Source organism: Gilliamella sp. Fer1-1 (assembly GCF_001690825.1).
Classification (GTDB): domain Bacteria; phylum Pseudomonadota; class Gammaproteobacteria; order Enterobacterales; family Orbaceae; genus Gilliamella; species Gilliamella apicola_C.
In genome coordinates, this window is sequence record NZ_LZGX01000034.1 from 101,747 (window position 1) to 116,088 (window position 14,342).

Consider the following 14,342-nt stretch of genomic DNA (forward strand, 5'->3'; position numbering starts at 1 on the left):
GCAATGAATTAAGTATATACTGTTATCGTTTAATCGTTAGCAAATTTGCACAACCTTTAGACTATATGATTTAAAATCCACTAAAAGATAAGATGATAACGATATAGTAACATGATAGTCATATTATATCGGTTTAATGCTATCAACGCCACGAATGTAACAGGCTTTTATTTCCAATGCTGATTTTATAAGTAAATTTTTATCTTTGATTTTTTTCTCAAGTTACTGAGTATAGCCTATCTAATTTATAAAAAAGATGATTATTTTTGTAACACTCTTTTATTTTTTGTAAAAAAGATTATCTTATTAAGCATCCCAAACAATTCCCCATAAGTCTATTAAACACAATGAAATTATATAGCCTTTCTCGCACCAAAATTAGCATTGCATTTATATCAGCATGTATAACGACCCCTTATAATACAACTCGTTTTATCAAGGATTTGATTGCTGGAATTACGGTTGGTATTATTGCTATCCCCTTAGCAATGGCATTAGCAATTGCAAGTGGCGTGCCACCGCAGCATGGGCTATATACCGCAATTATAGCAGGCTTTATTATTGCATTAACGGGTGGTTCTCGCTTTAGTGTTTCTGGCCCTACTGCCGCATTTGTCGTTATTTTGTACCCCGTATCATTACAATATGGATTATCAGGATTACTCATTGCAACACTACTATCTGGCATATTTCTTATATTAATGGGAATAATTCGCTTAGGTAGATTAATCGAATATATACCATTACCTGTTGTATTAGGCTTCACATCCGGTATTGCTATCACGATAGCAACTATGCAAATTAAAGATTTTTTTGGCTTGCAGCTCGAACATATGCCAGAAAGTTATATTAGTAAAGTGATTGAGCTAACTAAAGCACTACCTACCATCAATATAGCAGACACCTTAGTCGGAGCTGTAACACTAATAGTATTAATTATGTGGCCAAGGCTTAAATTAAGAATATCTGGCCACTTACCTGCACTCGTTGCCGGTATTATAGTCATGTTTATCTTTAATCAATTTGGCTATCAAATTGAAACAATTGGTTCACGTTTTACCTATACATTAGCCGATAATACCCTAGGGCATGGTATACCCTCTGTGCTACCAGAATTTGCTTTACCTTGGCAACATACTGATTTTAAATGGGATTGGTCAACACTTAGCGCTTTATTACCGATTTCACTTACCATGGCGATGTTGTGCGCTATAGAATCGTTATTGTGTGCAGTGGTATTAGATGAAATGACGCATACCAAACATCATTCAAATAGTGAACTCATTGGCCAAGGGTTAGGTAATATTATTGCGCCGTTTTTTGGTGGAATTTCAGCAACTGCTGCTATCGCGCGGTCGGCAGCTAATGTCAAAGCGGGAGCAACTTCACCGATTGCGGCGGTGTTACATGCCTTGGTTGTTTTACTGGCACTTATCTGTTTTGCGCCAGCATTATCATTTATTCCACTTTCGGCTATGTCTGCGCTATTACTTATCGTGGCATGGAATATGAGTGCGGTTCAACGCGTTATTTATATTATCAAATGTGCACCTAAAGACGATATTTTAATTATGTTGCTTTGTATGTCACTAACCGTACTATTTGATATGGTGATAGCTATTACATTGGGAATCGTACTTGCATCAATTCTATTTATGCGCAGAATAGCCCGAATGACGCGTTTAGTTGAACTTAATCGCAGTAATGACAAAACTTTAGTACTTCGTATTAATGGGCCGCTGTTTTTTGCTGCTGCTGAACGTACCTTTTTAGAAATTTATCAAAAGATTAATGGATATCAACACATAATACTACAATGGGATGCGGTACCCATACTTGATGCTGGTGGGCTTAATGCTTTAATACATTTTATTGATGAGTTGCCTGAAAATGTTGATTTATCAATCTGTGAGTTACAATTTCAGCCATTAAAAACATTAGCTAGAGCTAAAATTGTTCCTATTTCTAACAAACTCATGTTCTATTCAACATTAGACGAAGCACTGAAAGATAAAGATTAATTGTAAATTTAGTTTTATTATATTGTCTAATTTATATGCACAGTAATTGTTTTGATAAAACAATTACTGTGCAATGAATTGTATCACAGCCTTTCTTTTCACTGATTAATCACTTGTGACAAAACCACCTGTCTTAAAAGTGATTTTAATTTCAAACCCAAATTTAACTTATAAAATAGGAAAGTAATATGATATCTAACCAAAATAATTTTTACGGTCTTAAACAAAAATCAAACTGGTTTATTTTAGTGGGTGTTATTTTAATTATATTAGGAGGCTTCGCATTAGGTTATCAGTTCATTGCAACTGTTTTTTCGGTCTATGTTATTGGTTCATTAATTTTGATCGCTGGTATTATCCAAGCACTACATTCATTTCAGGTTAAAAGTTTCGGTCAATCTGCACTATGGGCTGTAATGGGGGTACTATACATTTTTATTGGTTTAATGTCATTTTTCCAACCTGTTACCGTTTCATCCGCTTTAACTTTAGTGGTTTCCTTTTTATTAATTATGAGTGGTTTTACGCAAATATTTGCTGCTATGAATAACCGTGATTTACCTCGTTGGGGGTGGATACTCACATCAGGTATTATCACCCTCATTTTAGGATTTATGATTATCACTGGTTGGCCATACGACAGCCTTTACGTTTTAGGTATGTTTTTAGGTATTGATCTTATTTTCCAAGGTTGGGCATATGTCGCTATTGGTTTTGCTTTAAAGACCATCAATAGTAAATAGGTTCATTCACTGCTCACAATCAAGCTATTTGCCATTAGCGGTGGCCACTGATTGTGAGCAGATCAATGTTTAATGTCGTTTAGGTTTTTAGTTTTTTAATTTTTGGTTAAAGCATTAATTTTTATTTAAAATAGTTAAATATTTAGAGCGTTACATGCAAAAACAATCTCTTATGACGACCTTTTCATATTTTAAGCAGGCAATTTACTTTAGGTATTGGCGCATTCCCATACAAAATAGCGACAATAATCACTTTCAGTAGGTATACAAATTGCGAATATACAAATTGTATGCATACTACCCTTAAAAATCATTCAGAAAAGCCATTGATTTTATTGAAGTTTTTTGCTTGGTTTAACTAGTCTACGCTGTTACAACCTAGTAACCCACTTATTTATAAGTAGATGATTTTTTAATTATATTTAGTTTTTTTTGCATATTTTAATGCCAGCAAAAGCGTTGCTATTGTAAAAAATAGCTAATTATTTATAGCTTTTGTTGGTTTTCGCTTTTACTTCTTGCATTGTTTGTAAAATTCGATGATAGTTGGCAAGCCTGGATGGTGCAATATTACCGTCTTGCACGGCTTTTTGTAGCAAACAACCTGGCGTATCAAAGTGATTACAATCACGAAAATGGCAACCGCCAAGATAGTTATCGAATTCTTTAAAGCCACTTATCACTTGTTCAGGCTCTAGATGCCATAAGCCAAATTCACGTATTCCTGGTGAATCAATAATATCGCCACCATTGGGTAAATGATAGAGCCTTGACGAGGTTGTTGTATGTTGCCCAAGACCAGATATTTCTGAAATACCACCAGTCATCGCCGATTGTGATTGATGAGGTAATAGCAAATTTATAATGCTTGATTTACCCACACCAGACTGACCAACTAAAATTGAAACTTTACCTTGCAAGATATCTTGTAATACCGCAATACCTTGTTGATGTTGGCATGAAACATACAACACTTGATAACCAATACGAGTATAAATCGCCAATTGTTTTTCAACCTCAGCGCGTTGCTGATCATTGAGTAAATCAATTTTGTTTAAAACAATAATAGGTTGTATATCAGTACTTTCACAAGCGACTAAATAGCGATCGATAATATTAAGTGATAACTCTGGCAAAACAGCGGAAATAATCACGATTTGATCAACATTAGCTGCAACAGGTTTTACCCCATCATAAAAATCAGGTCGAACAAGTTCAGAATGCCTAGGGTGAACGGCTTCAATAATACCGTTGGTGTTTGGCTCTAAACTTTCACGCCACACCACTTTATCACCAGTCACTAACGAAGGTAACGTACGTCGAATACTACACCGATAAATAAGCCCACCACTATCTTCAACATCAGCCGATTTACCATAACGGCTTACCACCACACCATCACGAGGTGATGAAAAACTTGCTAGGTTTTCATCTTGCCTTATGGCTAATCGTTGTTGATGTTTTGCCGCCACACGTCTTTTTTGATTATTGGAAAGTCGATTTTTTGCCATAGTACTCATTTTTTGCTAAAACAGATTGTCAGTTATGCTACACTACTGCGTATCAAAAAGAAAATTTCTATCAAAAATTATGAACAACCAACCACAAATTAACAGTAGTCATCTTATTTGGATCGATCTTGAAATGACGGGGCTTAATCCAATAACCGATCGTATTATTGAAATTGCAACTATTGTGACTGATTCTAACTTAACTATTCTTGCTGAAGGACCTGTAATTGCGGTTCATCAATCTGATGAGCAATTAGCATTGATGGATGAGTGGAACCAAAACACCCACGGTAAATCAGGATTAATTGAACGTGTTCGAAAAAGCACTATCACTGAACAGCAAGCCGAACAGCAGACTATCGAATTTTTAAAACAGTGGGTACCTGAAAACTGCTCACCTATTTGCGGTAATACCATTGGTCAAGATCGCCGTTTTTTATTCAACTACATGCCTAATTTAGAAAGCTATTTTCATTATCGCTATTTAGATGTCAGTACCATCAAAGAATTAGCCAAACGTTGGAAGCCTGAAATATTAAAAGGAATTAGCAAACAGAGCTCACACCAAGCGCTTGATGATATTCGTGATTCAATTGCCGAGCTGGCTTATTATCGCCAGCACTTTTTTGACCTATCAAGATAATTGATTGATATGCAAATTTTATATACCGTTTTATTATATTTGATTCAGCCCTTAGTGTGGCTAAGGTTACTTTGGCGCAGTCGTAAAGCTCCAGCTTATCGAAAGCGGTGGCGTGAGCGCTATGGTTTTTGTAAAAATAAAGTGAAAGCTAATAGTATTTTAGTGCATGCCGTATCGGTCGGTGAAACGATTGCTGCGATTCCACTCATTAAAGCGCTACAACAGCAATACCCTAATTTACCTATTACTGTTACTACCATGACGCCAACAGGATCTGAGCGAGTTAAAGCATTGCTCGGCGATAGTGTCAATCATGTATATTTACCTTATGATTTACCTTGCGCGATAAATCGTTTTTTAAAAACGACCCAGCCTAAGTTAGTTATCATTATGGAAACGGAGCTTTGGCCTAATTTTATTTGCCAGTGCCATAAACGAAATATTCCATTGGTTATTGCCAATGCTAGATTATCGCAACGCTCTGCTAACAGATATCACAAACTAGGATCGGCTATTGGTAAATTATTGTCAAAAATCAGTATAGTGGCAGCTCAAAATAAACAAGATGGCGAACGGTTTGTCGCATTGGGGTTGCCAAACGATCATTTAGCGATAACAGGTAGTATCAAATTTGACATTAATTTAACGGATCAACAGCGGCAAACAACCACAAAGCTAAAGCAACAATGGCAATTAAACCAACCTGTCTTTATCGCTGCAAGCACACATCATGGTGAAGATGAAATCATCCTAGCTGCCTTTGAACTTTTGTTAACCAAACATCCTGATTTACTATTAATTATTGTTCCTCGCCATCCAGAGCGTTTTAAAGCAGTTGAAAAATTAATTAATGATCACGGGTTAACTTATATAAACCGTAGTAGTAAGCAAGTTCCTACTAAACAAACGCAAGTCATTTTAGGCGACACAATGGGCGAGTTAGCCACGCTTTACGGTCTTGCCGATATCGCTTTCGTTGGCGGTAGTTTAGTGAAACATGGTGGGCATAACCCATTAGAGCCAGCTCTCCACCATATTCCTATCATTAGTGGCGAACATTTTTTCAATTTTAAAGTTATTTGTGAACAGCTTATTGCAGCTAAAGGGATGATCATTTGTGATAGCTCCCCAGCTTCCCTTTATTCAGCAATTAATGATCTTTTAGAAAATAACACCAATCGTAAACAGATTGGCGAAAATGCTTATCAAGTATTAAAACAAAATCAAGGCGCACTAGGTAGGCTTCTTGATGTTATCAACCCTTATCTTTGTGTCAAATAAGGCTCGCTTATGGACAAAAAACAAGGATTATTGCTAGTTAATCTAGGCACACCAAATGCGGCAACGCCAGATGCAATAAAGCAGTATCTAACCGAGTTTTTGCTTGATCGGCATGTAGTTGATTTGCCAAAACTGCTTTGGTATCCAATTTTAAAGTACCGCGTAATACCTAAACGAGTGCCTTATATTATTAATCATTACCAAAAAATCTGGATAAATAACGCCTCGCCTTTATTGCATTATAGCCGATTATTATGTGATAAATTACAACACCATTTACCTAATATTCAATGTGAATTAGCCATGACTTATGGCGATCCCAATTTGCAATCTGCGTTAAATAACCTGCGATCATGCACAAAAATTACAGTATTACCTCTCTTTCCACAATATTCAACAACCACTACACTCGCAGTACTTGATAAAATCAAGCAAATTATAACTTCGCTCAATATCATTGATCATATTGACTATATTCGAGATTATGCCGATCATCGAAGCTATATCAATGCACTTTATCTACAAATTAAACAGGCTTTTCACCACCAAGGAGAACCTGACGTGCTTGTGCTTTCTTATCATGGCATTCCTGAGCGTTATATCCATAACCGCAATGATGATTATATACAACGTTGCGAAATGACCACGCAGTTATTAGTCAAAAAATGTCGAGAAAATGGTATAAATATCCCCATTCAAATGGCTTATCAATCCAAATTTGGCAAAGGTAAATGGGTTACACCAAGCACCAGTAGCACACTACAAATTTTAGCTCAAAGAGGCGTTAAAAATGTGCAAGTCATCTGCCCAGGATTTTCGGTAGACTGTATTGAGACCATTTACGAAATTGACGAAGAAAATCGAGAAGTTTTTTTAAATGCAGGTGGCAAAAACTTTTATTATATTCCTGCATTAAATGACACTCATTTACAGATTAATTTAATTATAGATTTAATAAATTATATTCAACCAGTTAAACTTAAAAACTGATATTCAAAAACACAGTAACTTGAAAAGTTTTTACAACATAATACGATTAATAAAATAAAAAAGCAGATATCTTTCAAATAATTCAAATTTTAAACTAACAAATATTAAAACCAAGCAGTTATCTATCACCCGTATGATTGATAACGTATGATAAGCTAGTATTGAATAATTCTGTTTTTGAGCACTAAGGAGAAAATTAAGTGAAAATAATCATCATTGGCGCTCAAGCCGCAGGCGCAAGTGCTGCGGCAAAAGCCAAAAGAACAAACCCTGAGGCCACCATCCGTATTTATGAAAAATCGGATATTGTATCGTTTGGTGCTTGTGGGTTACCTTATTTCATTGGTAACCACTTTACTGATGCCAATGAAATGATATCCAGAACACCAGCACAATTCCAAAAAGATGGCATTGAAATCAAGACACAACATGAAGTTATTGCACTTGATGTTAATCAAAAAAAATTAACCATTAAAGATCTCAATACAGGCAATTGCTTTGATGATAACTACGATAAACTACTACTCGCGGTTGGTGCTAGCCCCATTATTCCGCCTTTTAAAAATAATCAATTAAAAAATATCTTCACCTTACGCGATCTACATGATGGGCTAGCAATCAAACAAGCGTTAACCAATCCAAATACCCAAAATGTTATTGTTGTTGGTGCTGGGTATATTGGGCTTGAAATAGCCGAATCACTCGTTGCCCTACAAAAAAAAGTTAAACTTATTCAGCTAGATGATAGAATTCTTGTTGATGCTTTTGATGAGCAAATTACCGAACTGATAGAAGAAAACATCAAACAACATTGTGACCTACACTTACAAGAACGCGTGTTAGGCTTTGAAGGGGCTCATACAGTCACTCATGTGGTTACCGATAAATCGCAATACCCAGCAGATGTTGTTATCATTGCAACAGGTGTAAAACCCAATAGTGCTATCTATAAAAACATGGGGATCAACACACTTGAAAACGGCGCAGTCATAACCAATCGCTTTGGGCAAACCAATATTACTGACATCTACGCCGCTGGAGATTGTGCCGCACTTCACCATAGAATTAGCCAATCAATGGTGTATATTCCGCTTGCTACAGGCGCAAACAAGCTTGGTAAAATCGTAGGCGAAAATTTAGGCGGAGGACATAATGAATACCCCGGTACTATTGGCACATCAGCCCTAAAGGTTTTTGATATTGAGGCAGGGCGAGCTGGTTTAACCGAAAGCGAAGCAAAAAAAGCCAAAATTCCTTATAAAACTGTAATGGTTAAAGATAAAAACCATAGCAACTATGTTGCTGGACAAACAAGTGTAACAACAAAACTGATTTACCATGCCGATACTCGCGAGATTTTAGGAGGGCAAATAGTTGGTGGAAGTGGTGCGGTATTAAGAGTAAATACGTTAGCAACTGCAATATGGGCAAATTTAAAAATTGATGAGTTTGCCATGATGGATTTTTTGTATGCGCCACCATTTTCAAGACCATGGGATATTTTAAATATTGCCGGATCTATAGCAAAATAAAAATACTTGCTTATCTATATAAGCAATATTATTAAAGGTCGATTTTTAACCATATAATTGAATTATCAAAAGAGAGGCTAATTATGCCAGGTGCCATTTTTCAGGGAGCTTTTTTTGAAAAGTTCTTAGTAATTACCCATTATCAAACGCTCATTAGTATTGGACTATTACTTATTTGTTTTTTTGCGGTGATGAAACCGCTACAAGATAAAAAAGTTAATTTTTCAATTCGCATGTTAGTTGGTCTAATACTTGGTGCAGTGCTTGGCTTAGGGATCCAAGCTGTAGCAGGATTCCCAGATATATCAACAATCTGGATGCAGGAAACCGCAACATGGTATGGGCTTTTTGGTCGTGCTTTTATTGCCTTTATCCGAATGTTAGTGATACCACTCATTTTTGTTTCTATTGTTAAAGTCATCATCGATTTTTCTGGTAAAAAAAATCTACCGCAAATCGCATTTAGAGGGATTTTTTGGTTGCTGTTTACAACAGCTATTGCCTGTATAGTCGGTATTTTGTTAGCGAATCTATTTGCCTTAGGTACAATGAGCTCAAACTCTGTACATCAAGCTCACGCAAAACAATACACCAATATTATTGATACCTTTATCAATCTAATACCTAGCAATATTATTGCATCAATGGTAAACGAAAACATTGTGGGCTTAGTCATTTTTTCTGCCTTAATGGGGCTTGCCGCTAATAGAATGGAAAAGAAAAACCCACAGCCCATTGCGTTATTTAAAACATTTATCGAAGCACTTTACAAAATCGTCATGTCAATTGCGATGACTGTTATTAAATACATGCCTTACGCGGTCATTGCTTTACTGGCTCGCACCATTATTTCTAATGGAATACCAGCAATTATCCAGGTTTCAAACTTTGTTGTTGCAGTCTATATTGCAACAGCGATTATGCTAATTATGCATATTACGATTGTCTTGATCCATGGTATTTCGCCAACGATGTTTATCAAAAAAGCGTTAGGAACATGGCTATTAGCCTTTACTAGTCGCTCATCAGTCGGCACATTACCTATGACTATCTCAACGTTAACCGTTCGAATGGGGGTAAATACTGGCACTGCCAATTTAGTCGGCTCGCTTGGTAGCACCATGGGAATGAATGGGTGTGCTGGCTTCTTCCCTGCTTTACTTGCCGTGATGGTAGCGCACATGGTTGGTATTGAGACTAATATCCAGTTTTATATTATGCTTGTCATTGTGGTGGTTATTGGTTCAATCGGCATCGCTGGCATTCCCGGTACAGCAACGGTTGCCGCAACGGTGGTCTTATCTGGCATGGGTATGGCTGAATACTTCCCTTTAATTGGTATGGTGTTAGCTATCGATCCAATTATCGATATGGCACGAACTTTAGCCAATGTATCTGGTGCAATGACAGCGGCTGTTGTAACTGATCGAGAAGTAGGACTTATGAATATGACCGTGTATAACGATCCTAATGTCACTTTTGAAAATGAGCCATCAGAAAGCTAATACAAAAAGTAAACTATATAACCGAAAGGGCGCAAACAGTACCCTTTTCGGTTTCGAGTCTATCCTAATAAAATTAAATGGTTTTTAACCACGCTTTAACATCGCTACCTAAACTTTTGTGGCGCATTGAGTATTGCACAAATGTTTGTATGTAGCCCAGTTTATTACCACAGTCATGGCTACGGCCTTTAATGCAATAAGCATCAACATTGTCTTCTTCAAGTAACATGGCAATGGCATCAGTTAACTGAATTTCACCACCAGCACCTAATGGTGTTTTAGCAAGTAACGGCCAGATCTTTTCAGATAGAATATAACGCCCGACCACAGATTGGTTTGATGGTGCATCTTCAATAGAGGGTTTTTCAACAACACTATACATTTGTGCAACATTGCCTGCAGATAATACTTCACCACGGCAATCAACAATACCATAAGAAGAAACTAATTCCTTGGGTACTGGCTCAACCATGATTTGGCTATGTTTGGTTTCATGATAATTATTAATCATTGCGGCTAAATTATCGCTGGTTAAATCACTTTCATACTCATCAATAATCACATCAGGTAAAACGACAGCAAATGGTTCATCGCCCACCAAAGGATAAGCACATAACACTGCATGACCCAGCCCTTTAGCCAAACCTTGGCGAACACTGGTTATTGTGACATGTTTAGGTAAAATACCTTGTACTTCTTGCAATAACTGACGTTTAACACGTGCCTCTAACATGGCTTCTAATTCAAAACTGGTATCGAAATGGTTTTCAATTGAGTTTTTTGATGAGTGGGTTACAAAAATAATCTCAGTTATGCCAGCTGCAATACACTCTTTAACCACATATTGAATCAGTGGTTTGTCAACAACCGGAAGCATCTCTTTGGGAATAGCTTTTGTTGCGGGCAACATGCGTGTACCCAAACCAGCAACAGGAATAACGGCTTTTTTGACTTTTTTATTGGTTGAACTGTCTAAATTTAATGTCATTTTATTTCCTTAAAACAAATTAACTAACAATGGTACTACAGATACCTTGGCTGCAGTGCCATTAACATATGTGTTTTTAACTCGCATTGACTTTAATATATAAAGGATAAATATACAGGTATAAATAATCGTCTTAATAGCAACTTTCATATCAGAAAAATTAAAATTGCAATATTAAAAGGCTTAACTCTGTATTTAATAATGTGAAAACTGCATAAACAATCCTAATATTGTATAGCCACTTTAAAAAATAGCTAAAATTGGTTATGTCGCTTTCTGGATCGATTCATTGTGACTACATATCACTCGATACAATCATATCTAGCGTATAAAAATAACATCAGCAAAGTGAATAAAACTTATAACTGGCCTAACTAACATTAGCAACAGACTTTTCAGCTCTATTTCCTTGACAATTTTGCTCTTATTTTATGATTGATAAATCGCTAGATTGAATTAGCGAAAGATTATCCCTGTCTTTGGCTAAAGAATCAATAGCGATATAGACGATTTGGCAATTTTGTAAAATGGCTTGTCTTACTACAAATTTGGCTTTACGATCACGTGCTTCTTTTTGCGCTTTGCTAATATAAAGATCATCATAACCATCATCGTACAGAGAAGATCTTTCAAATAAGTTAGGTGTTCGCCAGAATGTTTCTTTGGGATAATCGCGGATAAAAATTTGATCTGTTAACTTACCTTTTATTCCTGCATAACTACTCGGTAAATGTTTGCCTTCTCGGCTTTGGGTAATATAAACATGCTGATAAATTGGTGTATTTGCAGGAAGGGGATTTAATATAACTTCAATACCAAATAGGTTTGAGTATTGGCAATTTTCCATAGTTAAAGGTGTAGTTCGAAAGTTTAACGAACCACACCCAACAAGTAAAAAAAATATCACTATAGATAAAATACGTAACATTTTTATTCTAACTATATTCCAGATGTTAGAATGTTTATAGGCATATCTATATCCTTAATTACATTTTATCACTGACTTTTTCAGCAGTATGCGAAATAGCCTTTCCACCTGATTCAACATCTTCGCCAACACCTTTAACAGTGTTACATCCAACAATAAGAGTTGTCATCGCCACACCTAACATTAGAATTAGCATTTTACGGAACATAAAATATACTCCTTTTAGTAATATGATTATTTTAATGTAGCAAATGCTTCTGCCACACGGTCGATATTATGGTGATTTAAACCCGCTACACACATTCTTCCGCTGCCCACCAAATAAACAGCAAAATTATCTTTCAATTGTGTAACTTGCTCTTTACTAAAACCGGTATAACTAAACATGCCTCGCTGTTTAACCAAATAATCAAAATTACGCTCAGGAGCAGCTTTTTTTAATAATTCAACCAGCGTAGATCGCATTGTTGCAATTCGATTTCTCATTGCATCGAGTTCTTTAAGCCATTGTGTTTTAAGTTCTGGATTATTTAAAACACAACTAACTAACTGCGCACCATAAGCTGCTGGGCTAGAGTAATTCTGGCGGACAGTTGCTTGCAACTGCCCTAATACGTGGCTAGCTACTTTGCTGTTATCACATAAAACAGATAGCCCGCCAACGCGTTCACCATAAAGTGAAAATGTTTTTGAAAAGGAGTTACTGATAAATCCACACAAGCCAACATCAGCCATCTTTCTAATCGCATAAGCATCATCGCCAATGCTTTGGCCAAAACCTTGATAAGCTATGTCCATAAATGGAATAAGATTTCGTGTTTGTAAAACCGCTATCACTTTATCCCACTGTGCTTGCGTTAAATCAGCACCAGTTGGATTATGGCAACAAGGGTGTAGTAAAACAATGCTTTGGGCAGGTAATTGATTTAATGTTTCAAGCATTGCTTCAAATTTTACACCACAGGATTGTGCATCAAAGTATGGATATTTATTTACTTTAAAACCTGAGCCATTAAAAATAGCAATATGATTTTCCCATGTTGGATCACTGACCCAGACTTGCGAATTTGGAAAATAACGATATAAAAAATCTGCCCCCACCTTAAGTGCACCAGATCCGCCTAATGTTTGTATCGTTGCAATACGTTTGTTTTGATAAGCCACATGGTCGTCACCAAATAATAATGATTGAATTGCTTGGCAATAAGCGGGTAAACCACTCATCGGCAAATACAACTGAGCATCTTGGTTATGGTGATAGACATAATTGCGAGCCGTTTTAATGCATTGTAATTGAGGAACTATGCTGTTTTCATCATAATAATAACCAATACTTAAATTAGTTTTATTATCTCTACTATCATTAATAAATTCAGCTACTAATGATAAAATAGGATCCCCTGCATATGGCTCTACTTTTTCAAACATATTTACAATCCAAATTGACACAAAAAATAGTAATAAATTATTGTAGATTATTGCACCAACTAAATCAGCAATCAATCACTAAATAACAGGTTAACAATAAATAATTAAATTGATTTTTGGTTAGAAATTTGCAGCTTTTTTGCTAAAAAGAATTAAAGGTTAAAATAACTCAAAATGTAACGTTTTTTAGTGCAATTTATACTAAAACGCTTTATTTACTGAAAGTTTTTGACAAACATTAGCACCTTTTGGTGCTAATCAGATAAGTAATTTATTTAGCGGCAATAACTTCAATTTCAACTTTAGCATCTTTAGGGATTCGTGCAACTTGGACACATGAACGAGCAGGGAAAGACGCATTATTTTCAGTAAAAAATGCTTCATATACTTCATTTACAGCGGTAAAGTCATTCATATCGGCTAAAAAAATAGTGGTTTTAACGATATTATTCACTTGATAACCTGCTTTTGTGACAATCGCTTTAACATTAGCTAAACTCTGTTTCGCTTGCTCTTTCACACAACTTGGCATTTCACCTGTTGTTGGATTTAGTGGGATTTGCCCTGAGGCAAATAACATATTACCTAAATCGACAGCTTGAACATAAGGGCCAATAGCCGCAGGTGCTTTGTCAGTGCTAATTACTTTTGCCATATTTGATTTTCTCCTTTTTAATCTATTATTTGCTTTTCTAATTATTAAAATAATCAATGTGATCTTTTTCTCTTCCCTCATTTCAACAGGAACACAATTTGGTGTCAAGTCAACACA

Annotated in this window: 13 protein-coding genes and 1 pseudogene; 7 read left to right on the plus strand and 7 right to left on the minus strand. The window is 36.0% G+C overall.

Annotated elements, in window-relative coordinates:
- The first annotated feature begins 347 nt into the window (after positions 1-347).
- Positions 348-2,021, plus strand: coding sequence for a C4-dicarboxylic acid transporter DauA (gene dauA / locus A9G28_RS04895; protein WP_065567367.1), 1,674 nt, complete (start codon positions 348-350; stop codon positions 2,019-2,021).
- Positions 2,022-2,209: 188 nt separating this feature from the next.
- Positions 2,210-2,764, plus strand: a complete 555-nt coding sequence (locus tag A9G28_RS04900) for an HdeD family acid-resistance protein (RefSeq protein WP_065579938.1) — start codon at positions 2,210-2,212, stop codon at positions 2,762-2,764.
- Positions 2,765-3,246: 482 nt separating this feature from the next.
- On the opposite strand, the gene rsgA is transcribed toward A9G28_RS04900, so the two are convergent.
- Positions 3,247-4,275: a small ribosomal subunit biogenesis GTPase RsgA gene (rsgA, locus tag A9G28_RS04905; RefSeq protein WP_065579939.1), complete on the minus strand. Its 1,029-nt coding sequence runs from the start codon at positions 4,273-4,275 to the stop codon at positions 3,247-3,249.
- Positions 4,276-4,354: 79 nt separating this feature from the next.
- On the opposite strand from rsgA, the gene orn reads away from it, so the two are divergent.
- The 5 genes from orn to A9G28_RS04930 all read left to right on the plus strand — a co-directional run bounded on the left by orn (position 4,355) and on the right by A9G28_RS04930 (position 10,226).
- The gene (orn, locus tag A9G28_RS04910) at positions 4,355-4,918 is read left to right on the plus strand and encodes an oligoribonuclease (protein ID WP_065567364.1); all 564 of its coding nucleotides are present in this window, start codon (positions 4,355-4,357) and stop codon (positions 4,916-4,918) included.
- A 9-nt stretch (positions 4,919-4,927) separates the two neighbouring features.
- Positions 4,928-6,199, plus strand: a complete 1,272-nt coding sequence (waaA, locus tag A9G28_RS04915; RefSeq protein ID WP_065579940.1) for a lipid IV(A) 3-deoxy-D-manno-octulosonic acid transferase — start codon at positions 4,928-4,930, stop codon at positions 6,197-6,199.
- A gap of 9 nt (positions 6,200-6,208) precedes the next feature.
- Positions 6,209-7,189 (plus strand): ferrochelatase, encoded by a 981-nt coding sequence (hemH, locus tag A9G28_RS04920; protein ID WP_065567363.1) that lies wholly within the window; start codon positions 6,209-6,211, stop codon positions 7,187-7,189.
- Between the two features lie 200 nt (positions 7,190-7,389).
- Positions 7,390-8,721: a CoA-disulfide reductase gene (locus A9G28_RS04925; protein WP_065579941.1), complete on the plus strand. Its 1,332-nt coding sequence runs from the start codon at positions 7,390-7,392 to the stop codon at positions 8,719-8,721.
- A gap of 83 nt (positions 8,722-8,804) precedes the next feature.
- On the plus strand, positions 8,805-10,226 hold the full coding sequence (locus A9G28_RS04930) for a cation:dicarboxylate symporter family transporter (RefSeq protein ID WP_065567361.1): 1,422 nt from the start codon (positions 8,805-8,807) through the stop codon (positions 10,224-10,226).
- A 73-nt stretch (positions 10,227-10,299) separates the two neighbouring features.
- On the opposite strand, the gene galU is transcribed toward A9G28_RS04930, so the two are convergent.
- The 6 genes and pseudogenes from galU to A9G28_RS04955 all read right to left on the minus strand — a co-directional run bounded on the left by galU (position 10,300) and on the right by A9G28_RS04955 (position 14,225).
- Entirely contained in the window at positions 10,300-11,214 is a 915-nt protein-coding gene (gene galU, locus A9G28_RS04935) for a UTP--glucose-1-phosphate uridylyltransferase GalU (RefSeq protein ID WP_065579942.1), read from the minus strand.
- Between the two features lie 9 nt (positions 11,215-11,223).
- Positions 11,224-11,367, minus strand: a pseudogene (locus A9G28_RS14035) (hypothetical protein); the annotation flags it as partial.
- A 271-nt stretch (positions 11,368-11,638) separates the two neighbouring features.
- On the minus strand, positions 11,639-12,142 hold the full coding sequence (locus A9G28_RS04940; protein WP_065579943.1) for a hypothetical protein: 504 nt from the start codon (positions 12,140-12,142) through the stop codon (positions 11,639-11,641).
- Between the two features lie 58 nt (positions 12,143-12,200).
- Positions 12,201-12,350 carry an entericidin A/B family lipoprotein gene (locus A9G28_RS04945; protein ID WP_081295683.1) on the minus strand — a complete coding sequence of 50 codons (150 nt, stop codon included), beginning with the start codon at positions 12,348-12,350 and terminating at the stop codon, positions 12,201-12,203.
- A gap of 26 nt (positions 12,351-12,376) precedes the next feature.
- Positions 12,377-13,570: an amino acid aminotransferase gene (locus tag A9G28_RS04950; protein WP_065579944.1), complete on the minus strand. Its 1,194-nt coding sequence runs from the start codon at positions 13,568-13,570 to the stop codon at positions 12,377-12,379.
- A gap of 271 nt (positions 13,571-13,841) precedes the next feature.
- Positions 13,842-14,225 carry a RidA family protein gene (locus A9G28_RS04955; protein ID WP_065567357.1) on the minus strand — a complete coding sequence of 128 codons (384 nt, stop codon included), beginning with the start codon at positions 14,223-14,225 and terminating at the stop codon, positions 13,842-13,844.
- Positions 14,226-14,342 lie beyond the last annotated feature (117 nt).

Excerpts from the sequence above, each read along its gene's own strand:
- A9G28_RS04900 (WP_065579938.1), top strand. The coding sequence starts at position 2,210 with ATGATATCTAACCAAAATAATTTTTACGGTCTTAAACAAAAATCAAAC.
- dauA (WP_065567367.1), top strand. The coding sequence starts at position 348 with ATGAAATTATATAGCCTTTCTCGCACCAAAATTAGCATTGCATTTATA.
- A9G28_RS04955 (WP_065567357.1), bottom strand. The coding sequence starts at position 14,225 with ATGGCAAAAGTAATTAGCACTGACAAAGCACCTGCGGCTATTGGCCCT.
- galU (WP_065579942.1), bottom strand. The coding sequence starts at position 11,214 with ATGACATTAAATTTAGACAGTTCAACCAATAAAAAAGTCAAAAAAGCC.
- A9G28_RS04940 (WP_065579943.1), bottom strand. The coding sequence starts at position 12,142 with ATGTTACGTATTTTATCTATAGTGATATTTTTTTTACTTGTTGGGTGT.
- A9G28_RS04950 (WP_065579944.1), bottom strand. The coding sequence starts at position 13,570 with ATGTTTGAAAAAGTAGAGCCATATGCAGGGGATCCTATTTTATCATTA.
- A9G28_RS04930 (WP_065567361.1), top strand. The coding sequence starts at position 8,805 with ATGCCAGGTGCCATTTTTCAGGGAGCTTTTTTTGAAAAGTTCTTAGTA.
- hemH (WP_065567363.1), top strand. The coding sequence starts at position 6,209 with ATGGACAAAAAACAAGGATTATTGCTAGTTAATCTAGGCACACCAAAT.
- rsgA (WP_065579939.1), bottom strand. The coding sequence starts at position 4,275 with ATGGCAAAAAATCGACTTTCCAATAATCAAAAAAGACGTGTGGCGGCA.
- waaA (WP_065579940.1), top strand. The coding sequence starts at position 4,928 with ATGCAAATTTTATATACCGTTTTATTATATTTGATTCAGCCCTTAGTG.
- orn (WP_065567364.1), top strand. The coding sequence starts at position 4,355 with ATGAACAACCAACCACAAATTAACAGTAGTCATCTTATTTGGATCGAT.
- A9G28_RS04945 (WP_081295683.1), bottom strand. The coding sequence starts at position 12,350 with ATGTTCCGTAAAATGCTAATTCTAATGTTAGGTGTGGCGATGACAACT.